Origin of the sequence: Kitasatospora sp. NPDC057738 (assembly GCF_042798815.1) — a bacterium.
GTDB lineage: Bacteria > Actinomycetota > Actinomycetes > Streptomycetales > Streptomycetaceae > Kitasatospora > Kitasatospora lactacystinica.
Map to the genome: position 1 here is coordinate 1 of NZ_JBHVJT010000088.1, position 23891 is coordinate 23891.

22 protein-coding genes, 1 other RNA gene and 1 pseudogene are annotated in these 23891 nt (G+C 73.4%); 12 read left to right on the forward strand and 12 right to left on the reverse strand.

The features are described 5' to 3' along the window. Both ACFVGO_RS34110 and glnA read right to left on the reverse strand, forming a co-directional pair. Positions 1-500: pseudogene (locus ACFVGO_RS34110) on the reverse strand (hypothetical protein); the annotation flags it as partial. A gap of 180 nt (positions 501-680) precedes the next feature. Further along, the gene (gene glnA, locus ACFVGO_RS34115) at positions 681-2042 is read right to left on the reverse strand and encodes a type I glutamate--ammonia ligase (protein WP_359896944.1); all 1362 of its coding nucleotides are present in this window, start codon (positions 2040-2042) and stop codon (positions 681-683) included. A 174-nt stretch (positions 2043-2216) separates the two neighbouring features. Here glnA and ACFVGO_RS34120 point away from each other — a divergent pair, with 174 nt between their 5' ends. After that, a complete protein-coding gene (locus ACFVGO_RS34120; RefSeq protein ID WP_359896942.1) occupies positions 2217-3971 on the forward strand; it encodes an NAD+ synthase in 1755 nt (584 codons plus the stop codon). Between the two features lie 3 nt (positions 3972-3974). On the opposite strand, the gene ACFVGO_RS34125 is transcribed toward ACFVGO_RS34120, so the two are convergent. The 3 genes from ACFVGO_RS34125 to ACFVGO_RS34135 form a co-directional block, all read right to left on the reverse strand. After that, complete coding sequence (locus ACFVGO_RS34125) at positions 3975-5030, reverse strand: endonuclease/exonuclease/phosphatase family protein (RefSeq protein ID WP_380635998.1); 1056 nt, start codon at positions 5028-5030, stop codon at positions 3975-3977. A gap of 196 nt (positions 5031-5226) precedes the next feature. Further along, a complete protein-coding gene (locus ACFVGO_RS34130; RefSeq protein WP_359896938.1) occupies positions 5227-5856 on the reverse strand; it encodes a TetR/AcrR family transcriptional regulator in 630 nt (209 codons plus the stop codon). Between the two features lie 161 nt (positions 5857-6017). Then, complete coding sequence (locus ACFVGO_RS34135) at positions 6018-7616, reverse strand: MFS transporter (protein WP_359896936.1); 1599 nt, start codon at positions 7614-7616, stop codon at positions 6018-6020. A gap of 303 nt (positions 7617-7919) precedes the next feature. Here ACFVGO_RS34135 and panB point away from each other — a divergent pair, with 303 nt between their 5' ends. The 3 genes from panB to ACFVGO_RS34150 all read left to right on the forward strand — a co-directional run bounded on the left by panB (position 7920) and on the right by ACFVGO_RS34150 (position 10866). Continuing rightward, on the forward strand, positions 7920-8789 hold the full coding sequence (panB, locus tag ACFVGO_RS34140; RefSeq protein WP_359896934.1) for a 3-methyl-2-oxobutanoate hydroxymethyltransferase: 870 nt from the start codon (positions 7920-7922) through the stop codon (positions 8787-8789). 224 nt (positions 8790-9013) lie between these two features. Next, positions 9014-10036, forward strand: coding sequence for an ATP-binding cassette domain-containing protein (locus ACFVGO_RS34145; protein WP_380636002.1), 1023 nt, complete (start codon positions 9014-9016; stop codon positions 10034-10036). Then, positions 10033-10866: an ABC transporter permease gene (locus tag ACFVGO_RS34150; RefSeq protein WP_359896930.1), complete on the forward strand. Its 834-nt coding sequence runs from the start codon at positions 10033-10035 to the stop codon at positions 10864-10866. The genes ACFVGO_RS34145 and ACFVGO_RS34150 overlap by 4 nt, the downstream gene beginning before the upstream one ends. 271 nt (positions 10867-11137) lie before the next feature. Here ACFVGO_RS34150 and ACFVGO_RS34155 read toward each other — a convergent pair whose 3' ends face one another. After that, a complete protein-coding gene (locus ACFVGO_RS34155; protein ID WP_380636004.1) occupies positions 11138-14566 on the reverse strand; it encodes a BTAD domain-containing putative transcriptional regulator in 3429 nt (1142 codons plus the stop codon). Between the two features lie 195 nt (positions 14567-14761). Between ACFVGO_RS34155 and ACFVGO_RS34160 the strand changes: the two genes are divergently transcribed. After that, complete coding sequence (locus ACFVGO_RS34160; protein WP_359896926.1) at positions 14762-15577, forward strand: site-2 protease family protein; 816 nt, start codon at positions 14762-14764, stop codon at positions 15575-15577. Between the two features lie 32 nt (positions 15578-15609). Here ACFVGO_RS34160 and ACFVGO_RS34165 read toward each other — a convergent pair whose 3' ends face one another. Beyond that, positions 15610-15795: a hypothetical protein gene (locus ACFVGO_RS34165; protein WP_359896925.1), complete on the reverse strand. Its 186-nt coding sequence runs from the start codon at positions 15793-15795 to the stop codon at positions 15610-15612. Positions 15796-15907: 112 nt separating this feature from the next. Next, positions 15908-16600: an NADPH-dependent F420 reductase gene (gene npdG / locus ACFVGO_RS34170; protein ID WP_359896923.1), complete on the reverse strand. Its 693-nt coding sequence runs from the start codon at positions 16598-16600 to the stop codon at positions 15908-15910. A gap of 47 nt (positions 16601-16647) precedes the next feature. Here npdG and ACFVGO_RS34175 point away from each other — a divergent pair, with 47 nt between their 5' ends. Together ACFVGO_RS34175 and ACFVGO_RS34180 are read left to right on the forward strand one after the other, a co-directional pair. Continuing rightward, entirely contained in the window at positions 16648-17271 is a 624-nt protein-coding gene (locus ACFVGO_RS34175; RefSeq protein ID WP_359896922.1) for a hypothetical protein, read from the forward strand. 95 nt (positions 17272-17366) lie between these two features. Then, on the forward strand, positions 17367-18704 hold the full coding sequence (locus tag ACFVGO_RS34180; protein WP_359896921.1) for an MFS transporter: 1338 nt from the start codon (positions 17367-17369) through the stop codon (positions 18702-18704). A gap of 16 nt (positions 18705-18720) precedes the next feature. Here the strand turns inward: ACFVGO_RS34180 and ACFVGO_RS34185 are convergent, their stop codons facing one another. Further along, positions 18721-18948 carry a hypothetical protein gene (locus tag ACFVGO_RS34185; RefSeq protein ID WP_359896920.1) on the reverse strand — a complete coding sequence of 76 codons (228 nt, stop codon included), beginning with the start codon at positions 18946-18948 and terminating at the stop codon, positions 18721-18723. 112 nt (positions 18949-19060) lie between these two features. Here ACFVGO_RS34185 and map point away from each other — a divergent pair, with 112 nt between their 5' ends. Further along, a complete protein-coding gene (gene map, locus ACFVGO_RS34190) occupies positions 19061-19906 on the forward strand; it encodes a type I methionyl aminopeptidase (protein ID WP_359896918.1) in 846 nt (281 codons plus the stop codon). Positions 19907-19946: 40 nt separating this feature from the next. On the opposite strand, the gene ACFVGO_RS34195 is transcribed toward map, so the two are convergent. Continuing rightward, a complete protein-coding gene (locus ACFVGO_RS34195; RefSeq protein WP_359896917.1) occupies positions 19947-20642 on the reverse strand; it encodes a bifunctional DNA primase/polymerase in 696 nt (231 codons plus the stop codon). Between the two features lie 534 nt (positions 20643-21176). Here ACFVGO_RS34195 and ACFVGO_RS34200 point away from each other — a divergent pair. Next, positions 21177-21407 carry a hypothetical protein gene (locus ACFVGO_RS34200; RefSeq protein WP_359896915.1) on the forward strand — a complete coding sequence of 77 codons (231 nt, stop codon included), beginning with the start codon at positions 21177-21179 and terminating at the stop codon, positions 21405-21407. A gap of 73 nt (positions 21408-21480) precedes the next feature. After that, positions 21481-21678 (forward strand): hypothetical protein, encoded by a 198-nt coding sequence (locus ACFVGO_RS34205; protein WP_380636009.1) that lies wholly within the window; start codon positions 21481-21483, stop codon positions 21676-21678. A gap of 168 nt (positions 21679-21846) precedes the next feature. Here ACFVGO_RS34205 and ACFVGO_RS34210 read toward each other — a convergent pair whose 3' ends face one another. After that, a complete protein-coding gene (locus ACFVGO_RS34210) occupies positions 21847-22524 on the reverse strand; it encodes a PadR family transcriptional regulator (RefSeq protein WP_359896911.1) in 678 nt (225 codons plus the stop codon). A 171-nt stretch (positions 22525-22695) separates the two neighbouring features. Here ACFVGO_RS34210 and ACFVGO_RS34215 point away from each other — a divergent pair, with 171 nt between their 5' ends. Beyond that, positions 22696-23094 (forward strand): ACT domain-containing protein, encoded by a 399-nt coding sequence (locus ACFVGO_RS34215; protein ID WP_359896909.1) that lies wholly within the window; start codon positions 22696-22698, stop codon positions 23092-23094. 101 nt (positions 23095-23195) lie between these two features. Then, on the forward strand, positions 23196-23453 hold the full coding sequence (locus tag ACFVGO_RS34220) for a Prokaryotic metallothionein (RefSeq protein ID WP_359896907.1): 258 nt from the start codon (positions 23196-23198) through the stop codon (positions 23451-23453). A gap of 39 nt (positions 23454-23492) precedes the next feature. Here the strand turns inward: ACFVGO_RS34220 and rnpB are convergent. After that, positions 23493-23890: RNase P RNA component class A (gene rnpB / locus ACFVGO_RS34225), an RNA gene on the reverse strand. Position 23891: the final 1 nt, after the last annotated feature.

A 23891-nucleotide genomic window follows, 5' to 3' on the forward strand; every position in this document is an offset into this window, starting at 1 on the left:
ACCTGGGAGCCGTCGATCAGGCCGAGGTCGGCGGAGCTGGCGGAGTAGATCGCGTCACCGAGCGGGCCGACCGAGCCCGGGTCGATGTTGATGTAGTTCATCTCGTACTTGTTGTTGATCGGCCTGGGGCCGAGGCCCTTGCGGGCGTCCAGGCAGGGCGGCTGCTCCGGGTCGAGCGGCGCCTTGGTCTCGTCGCAGGTCATCAGCGAGTTGCTGATCCGGGTGATGGAGCCGCGGAAGTCGCCCGCGAAGCGGGTGGTGAACGGCAGTTGGTTCTCGGCGATCGTGGTGGCCCGCTGCTTCGCGCGTTGTGCGGGCTGGGCTTGCTGTGCGTGCTGGACTCCCGCCTCCGGCCCGGAGGGCGTGCCCGATCCACGGGCGTCGGCGATGGTCGGGGCGGCCAGCAGTTGGCCGGCGACGGCGGCGACGGCGGCGCCCGCGACGCAGGTCCGGCGGAGGAGCAGACGGGTGGCGGAGGCACGACTGACGGAGGAGATCATGTGATCCTCTTTCAGGATGGACGGACGAGCAGGCCGGTCGAACCACAACCCTCCGTCACATAAGCATCACATTCCGCCACCGGTGCGGCGATTCCGTCGCAGGTCCACTCCATAGGAGGGCCCGCTGCCGCCCTCCTGGGCGACAGCGGGCCGACGGGGGTTTGAGCGGCCGTCACCCGCTCACAGCACCTGGAGGTTCTTCCGCAGCTCGAACGGCGTGACCTCGGAGCGGTACTCCTCCCACTCCTGGCGCTTGTTGCGCAGGAAGAAGTCGAAGACATGCTCGCCGAGGGTCTCGGCGACGAGTTCGCTGCGCTGCATCAGGTCGATGGCCTCGCCGAGGTTCTGCGGCATCGGCTGGATGCCGAGGGCGCGGCGCTCGGAGTCGGACAGCGCCCACACGTCGTCGTCGGCGCCGGGCGGGAGCTCGTAGCCCTCCTCGATGCCCTTCAGGCCGGCCGCGAGGGTGACGGCGTAGGCGAGGTACGGGTTGCAGCCGGTGTCCAGGGAGCGGACCTCGATCCGGGTGGAGCCCTGCTTGCCCGGCTTGTACATCGGCACCCGGATCAGCGCCGAGCGGTTGTTGTGGCCCCAGCAGATGTAGGACGGCGCCTCGCCGCCGGCCCCGGCGGTGCGCTGGGAGCCGCCCCAGATCCGCTTGTAGGAGTTCACCCACTGGTTGGTGACGGCGGCGGTCTCCGCGGCGTGCTTCAGCAGGCCCGCGATGAAGGACCGGCCGACCTTGGACAGCTGGTACTCGGCGCCGGACTCGTGGAACGCGTTGCGGTCGCCCTCGAACAGCGAGACGTGGGTGTGCATGCCGCTGCCGGGGTGCTCGGAGAACGGCTTGGGCATGAAGCTCGCGTGCACGCCCTGCTCCAGCGCGACCTCCTTCATGACCAGCCGGAAGGTCATGATGTTGTCGGCGGTGGACAGCGCGTCGGCGTAGCGCAGGTCGATCTCCTGCTGGCCGGGGGCGCCCTCGTGGTGCGAGAACTCGACCGAGATGCCCATCGACTCCAGCATGGTGATCGCCTGTCGGCGGAAGTCGTGGCCCACCCCGCGCGGGGTGTGGTCGAAGTAGCCGGAGTGGTCGGCGGGGATCGGCGGGGTGCCGTCGCCGGGCAGGTTCTTCAGCAGGAAGAACTCGATCTCCGGGTGGGTGTAGAAGGTGAAGCCCTGCTCGGAGGCCTTCTCCAGGGTGCGCTTGAGCACGAACCGGGGGTCGGCGTAGGACGGCGATCCGTCCGGCATCAGGATGTCGCAGAACATCCGGGCGGTGCCCGGGGTCTCCGAGCGCCACGGCAGGATCTGGAAGGTGGTCGGGTCCGGCTTGGCGATCATGTCGGACTCGTACACCCGGGCGAAGCCCTCGATCGCCGAGCCGTCGAACCCGATGCCCTCCTCGAAGGCCTGCTCCAGCTCGGCCGGCGCCACCGCGACCGACTTCAGGAACCCGAGCACGTCGGTGAACCACAGCCGGACGAACCGGATGTCACGCTCTTCGAGCGTCCGAAGCACGAACTGCTGCTGCTTGCCCATGGGGACAGTCTCACCTCTGCTCTTTACGCTCGTGTTACGCCCCGGAGGCCGTGGAAAGACCTCGTAAAGCGGTTGCCCCCATCATGGCCGATCCCCGCCCGGCCCGGCAGCGCCGACCCCCGCCGCAGGCTCCCGCCCAGGACATCGCGTCAGTTGGACGATTACACTCGGGGCATGCCCAATCTCCGTCTCGCCCTGAGCCAGATCGACCCCTGGGTCGGTGACCTCGCCCGCAACGGCGACGAGGTGGTGCGCTGGACCAAGCGGGCCGCGGAGGCCGGCGCGCAGCTGGTCGCCTTCCCCGAGATGGCCCTCACCGGGTACCCGGTGGAGGACCTCGCCCTGCGCCACTCCTTCATCGAGGCCTCCCGCGCCGCGCTGGTCGAGCTGGCCGGCCGCCTGGCCGCGGAGGGGCTGGGCGAGGTCCCGGTGGTCGTCGGCTACCTCGGGCGCTCCGAGCACGCCTCGCCGCGCTTCAACCGTCCGGCCGGCTCCCCGCAGAACTGCGCCGCGGTGCTGCACCGGGGCGAGGTGGTGACCCGGTTCGCCAAGCACCACCTGCCCAACTACGGCGTGTTCGACGAGTTCCGCTGGTTCGTCCCCGGCGACCAGCTGCCGGTGCTGCGGCTGCACGGGGTGGACGTCGCGCTGGCCGTCTGCGAAGACATCTGGCAGGACGGCGGCCGGGTCACCGCGGCCCGCGAGGCCGGCGCCGGGCTGCTGCTGGTGATCAACGGCTCCCCGTACGAGCGGAACAAGGACGACCAGCGGCTGGAGCTGGTGCGCCGCCGGGCGGCCGAGGCGGGCTGCACCCTGGCGTACGTCAACATGGTCGGCGGCCAGGACGAGCTGGTCTTCGACGGCGACTCGATCGTGGTCGGCGCGGGCGGCGAAGTCCTGGCCCGCTCCCCGCAGTTCGAGGAGCACCTGCTGGTGCTGGACCTCGACCTGCCGCCCGCCGCGGGGGACGACACCGACGGACTGCTGCTGAGCGACGGGCTGCACCTGGTCCGCACCGAGCTGGGCGGCGAACCGCAGGACGCGCCCGCCGGGAGGCTCACCGCCGGGGTGGCGCCGCGGCGGTCCGACGAGGCCGAGATCTGGGCCGCGCTGGTCTCCGGCACCCGGGCGTACGTGACCAAGAACGGCTTCTCGTCGGTGCTGATCGGCCTCTCCGGCGGCATCGACTCGGCGCTGGTGGCCGCGATCGCGGTGGACGCGGTGGGCGCGCGGAACGTGCACGGCGTCTCGATGCCCAGCCGCTACTCCTCCCAGCACTCCCGGGACGACGCGGCCGAGCTGGCCCGCCGCACCGGACTGCCCCTGCGGACCGTCTCCATCGCCCCGATGTTCGACGCCTACCTGGCGGCGACCGAGCTGACCGGCCTCGCCGAGGAGAACCTCCAGTCCCGGCTGCGCGGCACCCTGCTGATGGCGATCTCCAACCAGGAGGGGCACATCGTGCTCGCGCCCGGCAACAAGAGCGAGCTGGCGGTCGGCTACTCGACGCTGTACGGCGACTCGGTGGGCGCCTACGGACCCATCAAGGACGTCTACAAGTCACTGGTGTTCCGGCTGGCCCGCTGGCGCAACGAGGAGGCCGTGCGGCGCGGCGAGGTGCCGCCGATCCCGGAGCACACCATCACCAAGCCGCCGTCCGCCGAGCTGCGGCCGGACCAGGTGGACACCGACTCGCTGCCCGACTACGACCTGCTGGACGGCGTGCTGGCCCGCTACATCGAGGGCGACGAGGGCCGGGACTCGATCGTGGCGGACGGCTTCGACCCGGCCGTGGTGGACCGGGTGGTCCGGCTGGTCGACAGCGCCGAGTACAAGCGGCGCCAGTACCCGCCGGGCCCGAAGGTCTCGGCCAAGAACTTCGGCCGGGACCGCCGCCTGCCGATCACCAACCGCTGGCGGCGCGGCTGACCGCTACGCCGAGTACCGGTAGGTGGCGGCCACCGCGAGGTGGTCGCTGCCGTCCCGGGACAGGGTGCGGGAGTCCACCGGCGTGAGCCCGCCCTTGCTCATGATCTGGTCGATCCGGGCCATCGGGAAGGCGGCCGGCCAGCTGAAGCCGAAGCCGTCGCCGGCGGCGCCCTGGGCCGAGCGCATCTGCGAGGTGACCGGCGCCAGGCTGCGGTCGTTCATGGTGCCGTTGAGGTCGCCGAGCAGCAGGACCTTCTTCAGCGGCTCGGACTGGATCGCGTTGCCGAGCGCCTGCGCGCTGAGGTCCCGCTGGTTGACGGTGAAGCCGCCCTCGGCCTTCAGCCGCACCGAGGGCAGGTGCGCCACGTACACGGCGACCGGGCCCTGCGGGGTGGTGACCTCGGCCCGGAAGGCCCTGGTCCAGCCCATCTTCAGGTCCACCGGGGAGATGTCCCCGATCGGGTACTTCGACCAGAGCCCGACCGTGCCCTCCACGGTGTGGTACGGGTAGGCGCCGGCGAGCCCGGTCTCGTACGAGCGCAGCTGCCGGCCGGCCAGCTCCTGCAGGGCGACGATCTGGGCGCCGGAGTCCACCAGGGTGCGGACGGTGCCCGGCACGTCGGTGTTGGCGGCGGCGACGTTGTGGCTGACCACCGTCCAGTCGCCCTTGCCGCCGCTCTTGTCGGACAGCAGCCCGCCGAACAGGTTGACCCAGAGCACGACGGGCAGCAGCAGGGCCAGCAGCGCGGTGGCGGAGCGGCGCAGCAGCGCGGGTACCAGCAGCACCGGGACGGCCAGGCCCAGCCAGGGCAGGAAGGTCTCCAGCAGGCTGCCGAGGTTGCCGACGCTGTTGGGCACCTCGGCGTGGAAGGCGAGCAGCGCGGCGGTGAGCACGGCCAGCGCGGCGACCACCAGGCCGCGCCGCCAGGTGCCGCTGCCGCGGGCGTCCCGGCCCCAGTGGCGCAGGCCGAGGAAGCCGCCGCGACGCACCGCGGGGGCCGGGCCGTCGGCGTCGCCCCCGGGGGTCGCGATCCGCTCGGTCCTGTCCGCCTGCGCCATGAAGTGGCTCCCGTCGCTCGTGCCGTCGCCGCTCCGGTGTCCGGCCCGTCGTCGGGCGGGCACTCACCGGACCGGTGCCGGTTTGATCGATTGTCCGGCTCAGCCTATGCCGGGACAGACGTCGGTCCCGCTGAGCGGGTTCCGGCGCGGCCCGGTTTGGTGAGCGAGGCCACGTTCGGGCGCGGGTCGGGCGGGGTCAGCGGGGTGCGAGGCCTTCGAGCACGGAGTCGACCAGCTTGCGGGCCAGGTCCGGGTCCTCCAGGTCGGAGTCGTCCCACAGGATGCTGCGGTAGAGGATCGGCCCCATCAGGAGGTCGTTGAGCAGTTCCAGGTCGAGGTCGTCGCGGATCACGCCCTCGTCGACGGCCTGGCGGATCAGGCGGAGCCCGACCTCCCGGCGCGGCTTGATCACCCGCTCCCGGTACGCGGAGTACAGCTCGGGCAGGGTCTGCATCTGGCCGAGGGCGGCCTTGAGCACCCAGCGGGTGCGCTTGGCCAGGCCGCGCCGGCGGACGTGGTCGACCATGGCGATCAGGTCGGCCCGGGCGCCGGCGCCGGTGGGCTCCGGCAGCGGCTCCTCCAGCCGGCTGACCACGTCGACCAGCAGGGCCTCCTTGTTGGACCAGCGCCGGTAGATGGTGGCCTTGCCGACGCCGCCGGCGGCGGCGATGCCCTCGATGGTGAGCTCGGACAGCGCGGTGCCGCCGGCCATCAGGTCCTCGACGGCCGTGAAGATGGCCTGCTCGGCGGCCTCGCTCCGGGGCCGGCCACGGCGCACCTCCGCGCAGTGCTGCCCGGTGTCGGCGGTCGGCGTGTCCGTCTTCATCCCCGCTGTCTCTCCCTCGCTCTCCCCGGCGGCGCTGGCGCCGTGGGGTGTCCCTCGGTGGGTCCGCGGCGGGGGCCCGCCCCGGACCGAGGCCCTGCCGCCCGGGGCGTACCCGGGCGACAGGGCCATTGTCGCTCAGTCACGGTGGGCCCGGCCGCTGGTCAGGCCTCCGCGGCCGCGGCCTCGCGTTCCTGGCCGCGCTGTTCGGGGGCCGGGCCGGCGGGGGCGGCCGAGCGGCGCGGCAGCAGGAACCAGGCGACGACGGCGCCGATCACCGAGACGCCCGCCGAGAGCGAGGCCACCACGTGCATGGCGTGGACGAAGGCGTCGTTCGCCGGGGCGATCAGCGCCTGGCCGCCGGGGATGCGGTCGGCGATGGCCAGGGTGGCCTCCAGCGACTCGCCGGCCTTGTCGCGCAGGCCCTCGGGCAGGTGGGTCAGGGTGTCGGCCATCCCGTCGCGGTAGACGGTGGAGAGCACCGCGCCGAGCACGGCGACCCCGAGCGAGCCGCCGACCTGGCGGAAGGTGTTGTTGACGGCCGAGCCGGCGCCGGCCTTCTCCCGGGGCAGCGAGGCCATGATCGCGACGGTGACCGGCGGCATGACGTGCGCCATGCCGGCGCCCATCACCAGGCCGAGCACGACCAGCACCCAGATCGGGGTGGTGGCGGTCAGCACGACGTAGCCGACGAAGCCGACCGCGACCAGCAGCATGCCGCAGGTCGCGGTGGCGGCGACGCCGAAGCGGTCGACCACCAGCCGGGCCCGCGGGGCGAACACCAGCTGGGCGGCGGCCAGCGGCAGCATCAGCACACCGGCCTGGAGGGCGCTGTAGCCGCGCACGCTCTGGATGTAGAAGACGCCGAAGAACGAGACGCCCATCAGCGCGAAGAAGATCACGCCGACGACCACCACGGACGCGCTGAACACCTTGTTGCGGAACCAGGTGACGTCCAGCGCGGGGAACGCGGTGCGGCGCTCGAACCAGACGAAGGCGACCAGCGCGACCACGCCGACCAGGGTCGGCGCCCAGGCCTCGACCGCGGTGAAGTCGGCCAGCTCGCCGCCCTTGATGATGCCGTAGATCAGCGCGACCAGGCCGACGATCGACAGCAGTACGCCGATCGGGTCCATCCGGCCCGGGCTGGGGTCCTTGGACTCGGGGACCAGGATCACCATCGCGATCACCGCGACGACCACGATCGGGACGTTGATCAGGAAGACCGAGCCCCACCAGAAGTGCTCGATCAGCAGGCCGCCGGTGATCGGGCCGATGGCGATGGCCAGGCCGACCGCGCCGGCCCAGATCCCGATCGCCTTGGGCTGCTCGGAGCGCTCGAAGACGTTCATGATGATCGCCAGCGTGGCGGGCATCGCGAGCGCGCCGCCGACGCCCATCAGGGCGCGGTAGCCGATGAGTTCACCGGGCGAGGCGGCCAGCGCGGACAGCAGCGAGGCGATGCCGAAGACCACCATGCCGGCCAGCAGCGCGCGCTTGCGGCCGAACCGGTCGCCGAGCAGGCCGGAGGTGAACAGCAGCCCGGCGAAGACCAGGGTGTAGGAGTTGATCGACCATTCCAGGTCGCTCTGGGTGGCCCCGAGTCCGACCGGCGCGGGCGTCGCGATGGTCTTCATCGCGACGTTGAGGATCGAGTTGTCGAGCACGACGACGAGCAGGGCGAGCAGCAGGGTGCCGAGGATCGCCCAGCGCCGACGGTGGATGGCTTCCGGCACGCGGGGTGGCGCGGCTGCGGTGGTCATGGGTGTTTCCCGTCCGTGGTGGTGTGGCACTGGCGGGCATTCCGAGCCGCATACGTCTCGTAACCCCCCCGCACCAGAGTAACGGGCGATACGATACGAGACGAATCCGTTTCGTAAAGAGCGGGCAAATTCGGCGGCCGACCGCGCACCCCGGCAGGGGACGACCCGCGCGCCCGGTGTGTCCTGGATCGCACCGGGACGCCCGCACCCCTCTTTGCGCGGGCGCCGGGGCGTGCAAGCATGGAGGTGATCCGGGGACGCCGTACGGCGCCACGAGACGACAACCCTTCAGGAGTCCGTTCGATGAACGCTTCTACGCCTTCGCCTGCCCAGAACCAGGCGTCGACCGCCACCCTCTACGGCGGGGTCACCAACCGCCGTGTCACCGTCCGCGACCTCGCCGCCGCCAAGCAGCGCGGCGAGAAGTGGTCGATGCTCACCGCCTACGACGCCCTCACCGCGGGCGTGTTCGACGAGGCCGGCATCCCGGTGCTGCTGGTCGGCGACTCGGCGGGCAACTGCCACCTCGGCTACGAGACCACCGTCCCGGTGACCATGGATCAGATGGTGATGCTCTCCGCCGCCGTCGTCCGCGGCACCGAACGGGCGATGATCGTCGCCGACCTGCCGTTCGGCTCGTACCAGGAGTCCCCCGCGCAGGCCATGCACAACGCGGCCCGGCTGATGAAGGAGGCCGGGGTCGGCGCGGTCAAGCTGGAGGGCGGGGAGCGCAGCGCCCGCTCGATCGAGCTGCTGGTCGAGGCCGGCGTCCCGGTGATGGCCCACATCGGCCTCACCCCGCAGTCCGTGCACGCCCTCGGCGGCTACCCCGTCCAGGGCCGCGGCGACGAGGCGGCGCACCAGCTGCTGCGCGACGCCAAGGCCGTCCAGCAGGCGGGCGCCTTCGCCGTGGTGCTGGAGGCCGTCCCGGCCGAGCTGGCCGCCCAGGCCACCGAGCAGCTGGCGATCCCGACCGTCGGCATCGGCGGCGGACCGGACACCGACGCCCAGGTGCTGGTCTGGACCGACATGGCCGGCATGACGGCCGGCCGGGTGCCCAAGTTCGTCAAGCAGTACGCCGACCTGCGGACCGTCCTCGGCGACGCCGCTCGCGCGTACGCCGAGGACGTGCGCTCCGGCGCCTTCCCGGCGGCGGAGCACAGCTTCCGCTGACGCCCGCTCCTCGCGGCCCCGTTCCGGTTCGGAGCGGGGCCGCTGCCGTACCCGGGGGCCGCCGCCGTACCCGGGCGGGGGCCGCTGTCGTACCCCCGGCCGCCGCCGTACCCGGGGCGGCGTCCGGCGCCCGGGGAGCGCCTGCGGCGGCCGGTGACAGCGGCCTGACAGCGCACGGCGCCGGCCGACAGGGAGCTGACAGCGCGGGCCGACACCCTGGGGGCATGACACGAATCGCGACAGCCCCGAACGACCGGGGAACCACCTCTCGGAACGCCGTGGAGGTGCACGGCATCGTCAAGCACTACGGCGAGACCAAGGCCCTCGACGGGGTCGACCTCACCGTCGAGGAAGGCACCGTCCTCGCCCTGCTCGGCCCCAACGGCGCGGGCAAGACCACCCTGGTGCGCGTCCTCTCCACCCTGATCAAGCCGGACGCCGGCACCGCGTTCGTCGGCGGCTACGACGTGCTGCGCCAGCCCAAGCAGCTGCGCCGCACGATCGGCCTCACCGGCCAGTACGCCTCCGTGGACGAGCTGCTCTCCGGGTACGAGAACCTCTACCTCATCGGCCGGCTGCTCGACCTCCCCCGCAAGGAGGCCAAGGCCCGGGCCACCGAGCTGCTGGAGCGCTTCTCGCTCACCGAGGCCGCCAAGCGGACCGCCAAGACCTACTCCGGCGGCATGCGCCGCCGCCTCGACCTGGCCGCCAGCATGATGGGCCGCCCCCGGGTGCTCTACCTGGACGAGCCCACCACCGGCCTGGACCCGCGCACCCGCAACGAGGTCTGGGACGAGGTGCAGCGCATGGTCGCCGAGGGCAGCACCGTGCTGCTGACCACCCAGTACATGGAGGAGGCGGAGCAGCTCGCGAACGAGCTGACCGTCATCGACCGCGGCCGGGTGATCGCCAACGGCGCCGTCTCCGAGCTCAAGGCCAAGGTCGGCGGCCAGACCCTCCAGGTCCGCCCGGCCGACCCGGCCGAGCTGCCGGAGATGGCCCGCTGCCTGCACGGGAGCGGCATCCTCAACGCCACCTTCTCCGCCGACACCGGCCTGCTCGCGGTCCCGATCACCGGCGAGGAGCAGCTGACCGCGGTGATCGGGGTGCTCGGCACCCGCGGCTTCGCCGTCGCCGGCATCGACACCAAGGTGCCCAGCCTGGACGAGGTCTTCCTCGCCATCACCGGCAAGCCCGCCTCCGCCGCGGTACCCGCCCCCAGCCTCGCCAAGGAGCCCGTCGCATGACCACCGCCACGCTCACCCCCTCCCGGGCCCGGGACACCCGGCCGCCGGCGGAGGACTCCCGGATCGGCCTGGCCGGCACCCTGCGCCACGTCGGCGCGCTGACCCGGCGCAACCTGATGCGGATCAAGGCCGACCCGGAGTCGATGTTCGACGCCGTGCTGATGCCGATCGTCTTCACCGTGCTGTTCGTCTACGTCTTCGGCGGCGCGATGGCCGGCAACCAGGACGACTACAAGCAGTACCTGATCCCCGGCCTGCTCGGACAGACCGGCCTCACCCTCGCGATGGCCGTCGGCACCGGCCTCAACAGCGACTTCCAGACCGGCGTGATGGACCGCTTCCGCACCCTGCCGATCGGCCGGGCCTCGGTCCTGCTGTCCAAGATCGTCGCCGAGACCCTGCGCGGACTGCTCTCCTTCGCGATCCTGATCGGCTTCGCGATGTGCATCGGCTTCGAGGTGCGGACCGGACCGCTGGAGGTGCTGGCCACCATCGGCCTGGCCCTGGTGTTCGGCATGTCGATCGTCTGGATCTCGATGCTGCTGGGCATGGCCCTGCGCAGCGCCCAGGCCGTCCAGGGCGTGGCCATGCTGGTCCTGATGCCGATGCAGTTCGGCAGCTCGATCTTCGCCAGGCCCGACACCATGCCCGGCTGGCTGAAGTCCTTCACCGAGGTCAACCCGCTGTCGGCACTGGCCGACGCCTCCCGCGCCCTGCTCAACGGCGAGGGCCCGGTGGCCCACCCGGTGACGATCGTGCTGGTCTGGTCGGCCGCCGTCACCGCGATCTTCGCCCCGCTGGCGGTCGCCCGGTTCCGCAAGCGGACCTGACCCCACGACCGCCGTCGGCTCCCCCTCGACTCCCGCCGGGGAGGGCCGGCGGACGAGAACGGCCGGCCACCCGGGACGGGCGCCGGCCGCGGAACGCTAGGGGGGGGGAGAAGGGCGATGGGTGTTCCCAGCTCCTGTGAGCCGCGGGTATTCGGGGGGAGTTTTTTGGTTGTGCTTTGTGTGTTGCCCCCCCCCCCCCCCCCCCCCGGGCCCGGGAACTGCGGGGCGTCCGCGGAGTCCGGGGAGCCCGGGGAGCCCGGGGAGTCCGGGGCTAGCCGATCAGCCCCTCCAGCAGCTCGAAGGCCTGTTCCTGGGACGTCCCGACCCCGCCGTCCCGGGCCTCCTCGTACTCGGCGTCGCCCATCAGCTCCCGCAGGACGGCCTCCGTGCGCGCCCGCTCGGACCGGTCCAGGTAGCCGCCCTTGGGGCCGTTCAGCCCGCCGTGCGCGCCGATCAGCACCGCCGCCGCCCGGGCCCGCTCCAGGTCCCCGTCGCGCCGGGCGAAGCTGCACAGCACCGCCGTCACCGCGGGCACCACCATGACCGTCATGTGCTCGGCGAAGCCGCTCGCCGCCGTCACCGCCCGCAGCTGCCGCCAGCCGTCGCGCAGCAGCTCGAACCCCGCCTCCGGATCGCCGGCCCGGGCCGTGATCCAGCCCCGGGCGCTCAGCAGCATCCCGGTCACCAGGCTCGGCGCGAAGCCGCCGACCCGGACCGTGTCCAGCTCGTCCAGCTCGGCCAGCGCCAGCTCGAACTCGCCGCGCTGGGCGTGCAGGCCGCAGAGCGTCAGGTGGCCGAACATCAGGGCCCCGGTGGTGGACTGGTTGAGGCCCGGGGTCTCGATCGAGGCCAGCGCCTCCCGGACGACCCGCTCGCCGCGGTCCATGTCGTGCTCCAGCAGGGCGGTGCCCAGGTTCACCCGCAGGATCGGCACCTCCAGCGGCGCCCCCAGCTCCTCGACCAGCCCGATCGCCCGCTCGTACGCCTCCGCGGCGGCCGCGGAATCGCCCCGGTTGGCCAGCGACTCGCCGTGCGCCGCCAGCGCCTGGGAGATCCCCCAGAGGTCGCCCGCCTGCTCGTACAGCTCCAGCGAGCGCTTGCCGTCCACGATGCTCTGCTCCGCGCCGCTCGGCCAGTCGTTCAGCATCCTGGCCCGCACCTGCAGGATGAACGCCAGGTCGCTCGGCCCGCCGTACCGCTCGCAGCCGAGCACGGCGTCGTCCAGCAGGTCCTTCATCACCTCCAGGCGGCCGGCCAGGAACGCGCCGAACACCCGCATCAGCGCCGGGAAACGGTAGGACTGCGGCAGGTCCGGGGTGTAGGCGTCCATCAGCCGCTGGGCGACCTCGACCGCCTCCGGGTCGCCGAGGACGTCCAGGTTGCCCTCGAACAGCCCGATCAGCCGGAACATCGCGAGCAGCCGGCGGGCCTCCTCGACCACCGGCGCGGACAGCGGCAGCTCGTACGCGAACACGCTGTGCTCCAGCGGCACCGCCCGCGGGGCGTCCGGGCCGAACGGGTCCGGGCCGAGCGCGCCGACCGCGGTGTACCAGGTGCGCGCCTCCATGCTGTAGCCGCGCAGCGACCAGTACCAGCTCATGCCGAGGGCGAGCAGCAGCGCCTGGTCCTCGTCCCGCAGGTCGATCGCCCGGCGCAGCGCCGCGCGGATGTTGTCCTGCTCGCGCTCCAGCACCGCCAGCCAGTGCAGCTGCCGGGGGCCGTGGATCTGCGCTTCCGCGACCGCGATCATGGTGCGGAAGTGCGCCAGGTGACGGGCCTCGGTGGCGGCGCGCTCGGCGGCGGACGCGGCCAGGCGCTCGGTCGCGTACTCGTGGATGGTCTCCAGCATCCGGTAGCGCGGCAGGCTGGCCCCGTCCAGGTCGGCCACCAGCAGGGACTTGTCGACCAGCGACAGCAGCAGGTCCGCGACGTCGCCGGTGGCCACCTCGACGCCGTCGGCGCAGACCGCCTCGGCGTCCTCCAGCTGCCAGCCGCCCGCGAACACCGCGAGCCGGCGCAGCACCGCCCGCTCCCGCTTGCCCAGCAGGTCCCAGCTCCAGTCCACCACCGCGCGCAGCGTCTGCTGGCGCGGCAGCAGGGTGCGGCTGCCCGCGGTGAGCAGCGCGAACCGGCCGTCCAGCCGGTCGGCTATCTGGCGCGCCGTCATCACCCGCAGCCGGGCGGCGGCCAGTTCGATGGCCAGCGGCAGTCCGTCCAGCCGGCGGCAGATCTCGGCGCAGGCCTCCGGGTCGCCCTGCGGGTCGAAGCCGGGACGGGCGGCGGCCGCGCGCTCGACGAACAGCCGCAGCGCGACCGGGTCGGGCAGCGGCTCCACCGGCAGCACCGTCTCCCCCGGCACTCCCAGCGGCTCGCGGCTGGTGGCGAGCACCGTCAGCCCGGGGCACTCGGCGAGCAGGACGTCGGCGAGGTCGGCGGCCGCCTGGATCAGGTGCTCGCAGTTGTCCAGGACGAGCAGCATCCGGCGGTGGCCGCAGTGCTCGACCAGCCGGCGCACCGGGTCCTCGGCCCGCTTCTCGATCACCTCGGCGACCATGCTGGTGCTGTGCAGCACGATCTCGCGCAGGCCGAGCGCCGAGACCACGGCGGCGGGCACCGCGTCCGGGCTCTCCAGCGGGGCGAGTTCGGCCACCCAGACGCCGTCCGGCCAGCCCCCGGCGGACTGCTCGGCGCGGCCGGCCTCGGTCGAGAGGCTGGTCTTGCCGGAGCCGCCGGGGCCGGTCAGGGTCACCAGCCGACGGTCCGTCAGCATCGCGCGCAGCGCGGCGAGATCGTCCTCGCGGCCGACGAAGCTGGTCAGCCGGCCGCGCAGGTTGCCGCCGGGGCGCGGGAGTTGGGGCGCCGCGGGGGCGGAGGCGGTGACGGGGGCGGGATCCGGGTTCCGCTCCCCCTGGGCCGCCGGGGCCTTCGGGGTCGTCGGGGCCGTCGGGGCCATCGGGGCCACCGGGCCCGTCAGCTCCGTCGGGTCCGTCGGAGCGAGCAACTCGGCGTACAGGGAACGGAGTCCGCGCCCCGGGTCGACGCCGAGCTCGTCGGCCAGGGCGCGCCTGGTCCGCTCGTAGTGGCGCAGCGCCTCGGCCGTCCGCCCGCTCTCGTGCAGCGCCCGGATCATCAGCAGCTGCAACGGCTCGTCCAGCGGCTGCCGTTCGCACAGCTCGGCCAGCTCGGCGATCAGCTCGGCGGCCCGGCCGAGGCCGAGGTCCGCGGTGATCCGGTGGCGCCGGGCCTCCTCGTGCTGGGCCTCCAGCCGGACGGCCGGGCCGGTGCGGTCCGGCAGGTCGGCGAGCGCGGGGCCGCGCCACAGGGCCAGGGCGGCGCACAGCCGCTCGGCCGCGAGCGCGTGGTCCCCGGCGTCCAGGGCGCGGCGGCCCTCACCGGTCAGCCGCTGGAAGTCGGCGAGGTCGGTGGCCGGGCCGGTCAGCCAGTACCCGGCCGGGCCGGAGCCGACCTCGTCCCGGCCGATGGTGCGGCGCAGCCGGCCAACCAGGGTCTGGAGCGCGGCGGAGGAGTCCTGCGGCGGCTCGGCCTCCCACACCTCGTCCACCAGCAGGTCGGCCGGCACCGGCCGGCCCTGCCGCAGGGCCAGGGCGGTGAGCAGGGCCCGCAGCCGGGCGCCGCCGATCGCTACCGGCGTGCCGTCGTCGTGGTGGGCCGTCGTCGTCCCGAGGATGCCGTAGTGCACCGCACCATTCTGGTCGATGCCCGGGGGAAGGGCCGCACAATTGTGCTGGGCCCCTCCCGGCCCCGGCACGTAGGGTGGAACGCCACCGCGCGCCCGGACGTTCACCCGGGACGGCTTGTCCGGTCACCGGCCCGCCCGGCATGATCGACCCGCCCGCGCCCGCCCGCCTTCCCCTCCCCACGGAGCACCCAGACCATGACCTTCGCCGCCACGCCGCGCTCCCGCAGCGAGGACCGCCGGATCAGCCCGGTGTTCTGGGCGCTCCTCGCCGTCCTCGGCACCTCCGGCTGGGCGGTGTACCAGGGTTACGGCAACGCCTCGTTCGGGGTGTTCCTGTTCGTGGTCGCGGGCTGGATGGTCTCCCTCTGCCTGCACGAGTACGCCCACGCGCGCACCGCGCTGCACGGCGGCGACATCACCGTCGGGGCCAAGGGCTACCTCACGCTCAACCCGCTGAAGTACGCCAATGTGCTGCTCAGCTTCGTGCTGCCGATCGTCTTCGTGATCCTCGGCGGCATCGGCCTGCCCGGCGGCTCGGTCTGGATCGAGCGGCACCGCGTCCAGGGCCGGCTCAAGCACAGCCTGATCTCGGCGGCCGGCCCCCTGGTCAACCTGCTCATCGCGGCGGCGCTGCTGATCCCGATCGGCGCGGGCTGGCTGGACGACCCGACCGTGCACGCGTTCTGGAACGGCTACGAGCTGACCATCTCGCCGTTCTCCGGCGCGCTGGGCTTCCTCGGCTTCCTCCAGCTGAGCGCCGCCGTGCTGAACCTGCTGCCGGTGCCCGGACTGGACGGCTACGGGATCGTCGAACCCTGGCTGTCCTACAAGACCCGGCGCGCGGTCGAGCCGTTCGCGCCGTACGGGATGCTCGCGGTGTTCGCGCTGCTGTGGCAGCCCCAGGTGAACCAGTTCTTCTTCGGGATCGTCCACGGCCTGATGAACCTGTTCGGCGTGGACCAGGACTACGCCACGCTCGGCCGGTACCTGTTCAGCTTCTGGAAGAACTAGCTCCTCCGGCGGACCGCGGGCGGGGCAGGGCCTCAGCCCTGCTCGGCGGCCGCCGCGGCGATCCGGGCCCGGCGGCGGTCCATCCACAGCACGTTGCTGGCCACGCCGGCCAGCGGCAGCCAGATCAGGCCCAGCCAGAAGCCCTGGACCAGCGAGACCACCAGGGCCACGAGCGCGAGGACGACGGCGGCCAGGGCGAAGAGGGACGTGCGAGGCATGGCGGGAGGCTCCTAGAACGGGTGCGGGCGGCCGGGTCACGGCCGCCACCCATTGTCGCCGACCTCACCTCCGGAGCCGGTCCAGGGGTGAGGTCGACACGGCCCGTGCCGGTCAGACGTCGGTGATCCGCAGGCCCGCGTGGGCCTTGTAGCGGCGGTTGACCGAGATCAGATTGGCGACCAGCGACTCCACCTGGTGGGCGTTGCGCAGCCGGCCCGCGTAGATGCCGCGCATCCCGGGGATGCGGCCGGCCAGGCCCCGCACGACGTCGGTGGCGTCCCGGTCGTCGCCGAGCACCATGACGTCGGTGTCGATGCTCTCCACCGACTCGTCCTGGAGCAGCACCGCCGAGAGGTGGTGGAACGCGGCGGTGACCCGGGAGTCCGGCAGCAGGGCGGCGGCCTGCTCGGCGGCGCTGCCCTCCTCCGGCTTCAGCGCGTACGCGCCCTGCTTGTCGAAGCCCAGCGGGTTGACGCAGTCGACGACGATCTTGCCCGTGAGCTCCTCGCGCAACGCGGTCAGGGTGGCGGCGTGGCCGTCCCACGGGACCGCGATGATCACCACGTCGCTCTCCCGGGCGACGGCGGCGTTGTCGGCGCCGCGCACGCCGAGGCCCAGCTCGGCCGCCGAGGCCTCCGCGCGGGCGGCGTCACGGGAGCCGATGAGCACCTGCTGGCCGGCCTTGGCCAGCCGCAGGGCCAGTCCCCGCCCCTGGTCGCCGGTGCCGCCGAGGACACCGACCACCAGCTGCGAGACGTCCGGCACCTCGTGGGCCGGGTTTGTCGCTGAATCGAGGGAAGTCATGGGCCGATCCTGCCAAATCCCCGGCCCGGCGGGACATCCTGGCCCGCATGGACGCGGTGAGAGTTTCGGCACTCCGGGAACGGCTGACGGGAACGGGCTGGCTGGAGGCGGTCGGCGGCTTCGCCGGGGCGCTGCGCCGCTCGGTGGAACGGCGCGGGGCGAGCGGGCTGCTGCTGGTCGGCACCGAGGCGTACGAGCCCTGGCACCTGGCCGCCCACCTGGACGACGAGGCCGCGTGGTCGGACGTCCCCCGGCTGGCGCCCACCCTGCTGCGGCACAGCCCGCCGGCCGGCGCCCCCGCCCACCTGCTGCACGACCTGCGACGGCTCACCGGGGCCGGGCGCGGCGACACCGTGCTGGTGGTGGTCCCGGAGGCGGCCGGCGCCCCGCTGCTGGAGCGGGTGCAGGACGCCCGGCGGCGCGGCGCGACCGTGCTCGCGCTGGACGGCGGCGCCCCGGCCGGGCCCGGGACGGCCGGCGGCCCCGGTGGCCTCGGCGAGCTCGCGCACGAGCGGCTGGCCGTCGGCACCGCCGCCGAGGGGCCCTTCGACCTCGCCCAGCACCTGGTCAGCGTCGCCGCCGGGCAGCGGACCCACCGCCGCTCCGTCCGGGACCGGCTCGCCCGACTCGCCGAACGGCTGACCTCGACGCCCGCGATCAGCCGCTGGTGAACCGGGCGCCCGAGCCGCCGGTGCGCGTGCTCCGACCGCCGACGGGCCGAAAACCCTTTGCGGAAGCGGTGACCGCCGTCCGAGGATGACGGTTCGTGAACGTCGACGAACCCCCGCATCCCGCCGTGCCCGGGCGCGCCCGGAGGCTGCTGCGATCGCTGGCACCCGACCTGGCACCCTGGCGTGCCTCCCGCGACTTCCGCTACCTGTGGACCTCCGGCTGCGTCACCAGCTTCGGCGGCTTCCTGACCCTCGTCGCCGTACCGATGCAGATCAAGGAGCTCACCGGCTCCTCCTTCGCGGTCGGCCTGATCGGCGCCGTCGAACTCGTCCCGCTGATCGTCTTCGGTCTCTGGGGCGGCGCCCTCGCCGACGCCCTGGACCGCCGGAAGCTGGTGCTGCGGGCGGAGGTCGCGCTCGGCCTGCTGGCCGGGCTGCTGCTGGTCAACGCCCTGCTGCCGCACCCGCTGCTCTGGCCGATCTACCTGGTCGCCGCACTGGTCGCGGCCGCCGACGGCATCCAGCGCCCGGCGCTGGACTCGCTCCTGCCCCGGCTCGTCCCGCACCAGCACCTGACCGCCGCGTTCGCCCTCAGGTCGCTGTACCACAACGCCGCTTCGGTGGCCGGTCCGGCGCTGGCCGGGGTCGTGGTGGCCTTCGCCGGGGTGCAGACCGCGTACGCGCTGGACGTCCTCACCTTCGCGGTCTCGCTGCTGCTGCTCGTCCGGATCAAGGCGGTGCCGCCGCCCACCGGCGCCGAACGGCCGTCCGTCCGGGCGGTGCTGACCGGCGTCCGCTACGCGTGGAGCCGCAAGGACCTGCTCGGCACCTACGCGATCGACCTCTGCGCCATGCTGTTCGCCTACCCGGTGGCCGTCTTCCCGTTCCTGGCCTCGGAGTTGGGGGCGGACTGGGCGCTCGGCCCGATGTACGCCGCCTCCGCCCTGGGCGCCCTGCTGGTCGGCGCCACCAGCGGCTGGACCTCCCGCGTCCACCGGCACGGGCGGCTGCTGGTGGCCGCCGCCGTCGGCTGGGGCGCGGCGATGGCGCTCGCCGGACTGACCGAGCACATCGGGCTGGTGCTGCTCGGCCTGGCGCTGGCCGGCGGCGCCGACGAGATCAGCGGGCTCGCCCGCTCGACCATGTGGAACCAGTCCATCCCCGACGAGTTGCGCGGGCGGATGGCCGGCGTCGAACTGCTCAGCTACTCCGTCGGCCCGCAGCTCGGCCAGGTCCGGGCCGGCACCATGGCCGGGCTGATCGGCGTGCGCGCCGCCGTCTGGGCCGGCGGTGTCGCCTGCGTGGTCGCCGTGCTCGCGGTCGCCGCCGCCCTCCCGAAGCTGCTCGGCTACGACGACCGCACCGACCCCCACGCCGCCGCCGTCCGCGCCGAGCACGAACGCACCGAACGGGAGGCCGCCCCGACGGCGTGACGAGCCACCGGGCGGGCTATTCGGCGTCGTCCTTCGGCTTGTCGCTCCAGCGCGGGTCGTTCTGCCACTCGCGGTTGCGCTCGTCGGCGATGCGCAGTGCCTGGGCGGCCTCCTCCGGGGTGGCGTACGGGCCCAGGCGGTCCTTCGCCGGGCACTCCGGGCCCTCTTCGACCTTGTTGTGCTTGATGCAGTAGAACCACTCGCCGGGTTTGCCGGTCGGCTTGCGGTTGAATCCGAGGGGCATGGCGCTCTCCCGTTCAGAAGGCCAGAAGGATGGGTCGGTACCGATCATTCCCCGCCCCGGCCCGGGCCGCACACCCCCCGGGGCCCCGGGGACCGGCGACTAGACTCGCGGCATGGCTCTCGTACCCGGCATCCAGTCCCCCACCCGCAAGGTCCCGGCGCACATCGCGCGCCCCGAGTACGTCGGCAAGTCCGCGCCGACGCCGTACACCGGGCCCGAGGTGCAGACCGCCGAGACGATCGAGAAGATGCGGATCGCGAGCGGGATCGCCGCCCGGGCGATGGAGGAGGCGGCCAAGCTGATCGCCCCCGGCGTCACCACCGACGCGCTGGACGCCGTCGCCCACGCCTACATGTGCGACCACGGCGCCTACCCGTCCGACCTCGGCTACCGGGGCTTCCCCAAGTCCGTCTGCACCTCGATCAACGAGGTGATCTGCCACGGCATCCCGGACTCGACGGTGCTCCAGGACGGCGACATCGTCAACATCGACGCCACCGCGTACATCCACGGGGTGCACGGCGACCTCAACGCCACCTACCTGGTCGGCGACGTGGACGAGGAGTCCCGGCTGCTGGTCGAGCGCACCCGGGAATCCCTCGCCCGGGCGATCAAGGCGGTCAAGCCGGGTCGTCAGATCAACGTCATCGGGCGGGTCATCGAGTCCTACGCCAAGCGCTTCGGGTACGGCGTGGTGCGGGACTTCACCGGACACGGCATCAACACGTCGTTCCACTCCGGCCTGATCATCCCGCACTACGACAGCGAGCGGGCCACCGAGGTGATCAAGCCGGGCATGACCTTCACCATCGAGCCGATGCTGACCCTGGGCACCTACGACTACGAGATCTGGGAGGACGGCTGGACGGTCGTCACCAAGGACCGCAAGCGCACCGCCCAGTTCGAGCACACCCTGGTGGTCACGGCGGACGGCGCGGAGATCCTCACCCTGCCGTGACCGGCGTCGCCGGCGTGACCCGCGCCGCCCGGTGGGCGCCCTAGCCGATCAGCCACTGCTCCTCGGCGACGGCGCCCACCTCGGTGCAGGCGTCGGTGAGCACGTCCAGCACCCGCAGCGGGTCCGGCAGCGGCTGCTCGGGCCCGCGCAGCCACCTCACGTGGGAGCCGTCCGGCAGCGCGGCCGGCGGCAGCAGGGTGTACGAGCCGCGGCAGTGCCAGCGCAGGCCGGGGTGCTCGGACATGGTGTCCGGGGTGGAGTCGAGCGCGCTCGGCCACCACTCGTCCTCGTCCTGGGGGGTGCCGCGGGTGGCGGTGAAGAACAGGTAGCGGTCCTCGCCGACGGCGGCGACCGGGCCCTCGACACCCAGAGCGGTCAGCCGCTCCAGCGCCAGCCGTCCGGCCTCCGCCGGGACGTCCAGCACGTCGTGCACCCGGCCGGTGGCGGTGATGAAGTTGGCCTGCGGGTCGCGGGCGAGCCAGCGGGAGAGCTGCTCGGGGTCGGTGGTGGCCTGGGTCTGCCAGGCGAAGGAGACCGGGTGCTGGGCGGGGGCCGGGCAGGCCACCCGGTCGCAGGAGCACCGGTAGCCGGCCGGGTGGGCGGCGGGCGCGAGCGGGAATCCGGCGCGCGCGGCGCCGAGCAGCTGATCGAGTCCGGCGGCCGGGTCGTCGGCGCCCCCCGCCCGCTGACGTTCACGCTTCTGCCACCAGGTCGTCCACCTGCTGCCGGCTTCCATCGGGCCCCTTCCGCGCAACTGCCGTGCCTGGTGCGACACAGCGTTCGACGTACCACTCGACGCAACGCACGGAGCCCCCGACTGCTTCCCGGGGTGCTCGGCCCTGACGTCCGCGCCCTGCCGGCCGTGGACCGGGGTCACCGGGCGGCCGACGCCCGGGTCACGGTACGCAGTCGCGGCAGCACGCTGTCCGCGCCAAATCGGCCGGATGGCGCGCGGATTCGCGCCTCGCCCGGCCCGTACGGGCCCGCTGACCCGGGTGGACCCCGAGGGCGTAACAGGAAGGATAAGGGTGCGGAGGGCCTCCGGATGACCGGGGGCGGTGCCTCTCCGGTCACACTCGCGGTGACGCCCACGGGCGCACCCCGGGCACACTCCCGGCACGCCGCCCGCACGCGACGTCCCGCCCGCCCTCCCGTCCGGGAGCCCCCGGTCGTCCCGGCGCTCCCCCGCCGGCACCCCGTCCGGCGCCCCGGGCGCGGCCCCGGCCCTGGTCCCGGTCCCGGTCCGGCGCGGAGGTGAGACCCTGGGGGGATGAAGAGCGCGGACACCGAATTCGTCGGCGGCCCCCTGGACGGGACGATCCTGCCCATCCCCCTGGGGCCGATGCTCGGCGTGCCCAAGAAGTACAAGGTTCCGGTCCCCGCGCACGGCGAGGCCGCCGCGCGCACACTGGTGTACGTCCGGAGCAAGCAGGTTCGGGGCCTGAGCTGGTTCTGGCGCTACGAGTACGACGAGGCGGCCACCGTCCGCGCCTCCGGCTGACGGGCCGCGCGCCTCGCCGTCGCCCTGCGTCGCCCTGCATTGCCCTTTTCGTTCGCCTCCCGGGGAGGTCGGCATGGCGAGGACGGTTCGGCACCCGAGGAGCCGCTCCCGGGCGGTGGAGCACCACAACCGGCAGGTCGCGGGCGTCACCGGGGTGCTGCTCCTGGTGGTGTGCCTCTACAGCGTGGTCATCGGGCCGAACGCCTGGCTCTGGTTCGGCTGGGCGGTGCTGCTGCTGGTGTCCGTGGCGCTGTTCACGGTCCGGCCGTGAGGCCCATGAGCGCCTGAGGCCCATGAACCCCGCGAGGCCCGCGAGGCCCGCGAGGCCCTTGCGGCCCTCCCCCGGACCGCCCGGGCAGCGGCACCGCCCGTCCCGTTCCCCGGCGGGCTGCCCGGCGGCGCCCCCCGCGGGTTCTTCCCCGGCTCCCCCCCGGGCCGGTCAGTCGTCCTCGGCGAGGATGAGGTACAGCTTCTTGCGGGCCTCGGTCAGTACGGTCAGGCCCTTGGCGCGCTGCGCCTCGGTGCCGGTGGCCATGACCTGCCGGATCGCCTGGTCGACGGCGGCTAGTGCCTGGCCGACCTCCTGGACGGCCTCCCAGTCGACCTCCCGGCCGGCCTCCGCCCACGGTTCGGCCGGCCCGGCGTCGGCCTCGGCCCGGCCCGCGTCGGTGAGCGAGACCAGCCGCTTGCCGCCGACCTCCTGCGCGGTGATCAGGCCCTCCTCCTCCAGCAGCTGGAGGTTGGGGTAGATCGACCCCGGGCTGGGCCGCCAGGCCCCTCCGGTCCGCTCGGTGATCTCGGCGATCATCTCGTAGCCGTGCATCGGCCGCTCCTTGAGCAGCGCCAGCAGCGAGGCCCGGACGTCACCGCGCCGGGCCCGGCCGCCGCGCCGGCCGTGCGGGCCTCCGCGCCGGCCGCCGTGGCCGCCGAAGCCGTGCCCGAACGGGCCGCCCATCGGCCGGCCGGGGCCGCCGCCGCCGAACGGCGGGCCGAACCCGCCGAACGCCTCCCGGCCCTCGACGCCCTCCCCGGGCATCCCCCGGAACTCGGGGCCCGGGCCGCGGCGCCGGCCGCCGCCCGGGCCGCCTCCGCGCGGGCCTTCCCAGCGGAATCGCATTCCTTGACCTTCCGAGCGCATCGCGCCCACCTCCGTCTCCACGGTTCGACGAGGCAGTCGAGTTACTGTCTCGATAGCTCGACGATATATCGGTGACTGTCGCTCGTCAACGGATTCCGACACGCCCACGGAGCACGACGCATCCCCCGTCCAGCCGCTACGGTGGCGGGCATGGCCGCAGAACGAGACCTCGCGACGCTGCTGCGCGCAATGAGCCCGCAGCTCAACCCGGGGCGGTACGTCTACTGCACGCTCCCCGCCCGGGTGCCCGCCGGCATGCGGCCGGTGGTGACCGTCGCCGAACCCGAGGGGGTGACGATGGTGGTCGCCCAGGAGGAGGCGGACGCGCTCGGGCTGCGCTACGAGTACGTGGCGGCCTGGATCACCCTGCGGATCCACTCGGCGCTGGAGGCCGTCGGGCTGACCGCCGCGGTGTCCGGCCGGCTCGCCGAGGAGGGCATCAGCTGCAACGTGGTGGCCGGTTTCCACCACGACCACCTGTTCGTCGCCGCCGACGACGCCGACCGCGCCGTCCGCGCCCTGGAGGACCTCTCCGCCCGCTCCGCCTGAGCCCCCGCCGCTCGCCCCGGGTGGCCGCCGCCGACCGGGCCTTCGACACTGGGAGTCGAGCCGCCCCGCCGGGACGGCCCCACCGGAAGGAGACGGCCGCCATGGCCATCTGCGTCACCTGCGGCAACGACTACTGGCTGGCCTTCGAGATCAAGACGGTCACCGGCGACACCTACACCTTCGACAGCTTCGAGTGCGCGATGGAGAAGCTCGCCCCGCGCTGCGAACAGTGCGACGTGCGCATCGTCGGCCACGGCGTCGAAGTCGCCGGCATGTTCTTCTGCTGCGCCAACTGCGCCCGCGTCAACGGCGGCCTCGGCGACCAGATCCGCGACGCCGTCGGCGCCCGCCCCGCCTGACCCGGCGGGGCCCCGCCGGACGGCGGGGAGGGAAAGGGGCGGAAGAGTCGGCCTGTACGCCGGGTTCTGTCGCCCGGGTTGCTTGCGCGGCCCGGGGAGGCGGCCATCCATCTAGGGCTGCCGTTGCCGACAGCCTCGTGCGGTCCACCCGCGGACTCGGGCGAGCAGCCTTCAAACGTCCGCGCACGGTGCCCGAGGGCACCGATCTTGACCTTGCTCCAGGTGGGGTTTACCTAGCCGGCCGGGTCACCCCGGTCGCTGGTGGTCTCTTACACCACCGTTTCACCCTTACCCACCACGAAAAGCGGTGGGCGGTCTGTTTTCTGTGGCACTGTCCCGCGGGTCACCCCGGGTGGGCGTTACCCACCACCCTGCTCTGTGGAGCCCGGACGTTCCTCGGCGGGTCTGGGACCCGTCGCGACCGCCCGGCCGGCTCTT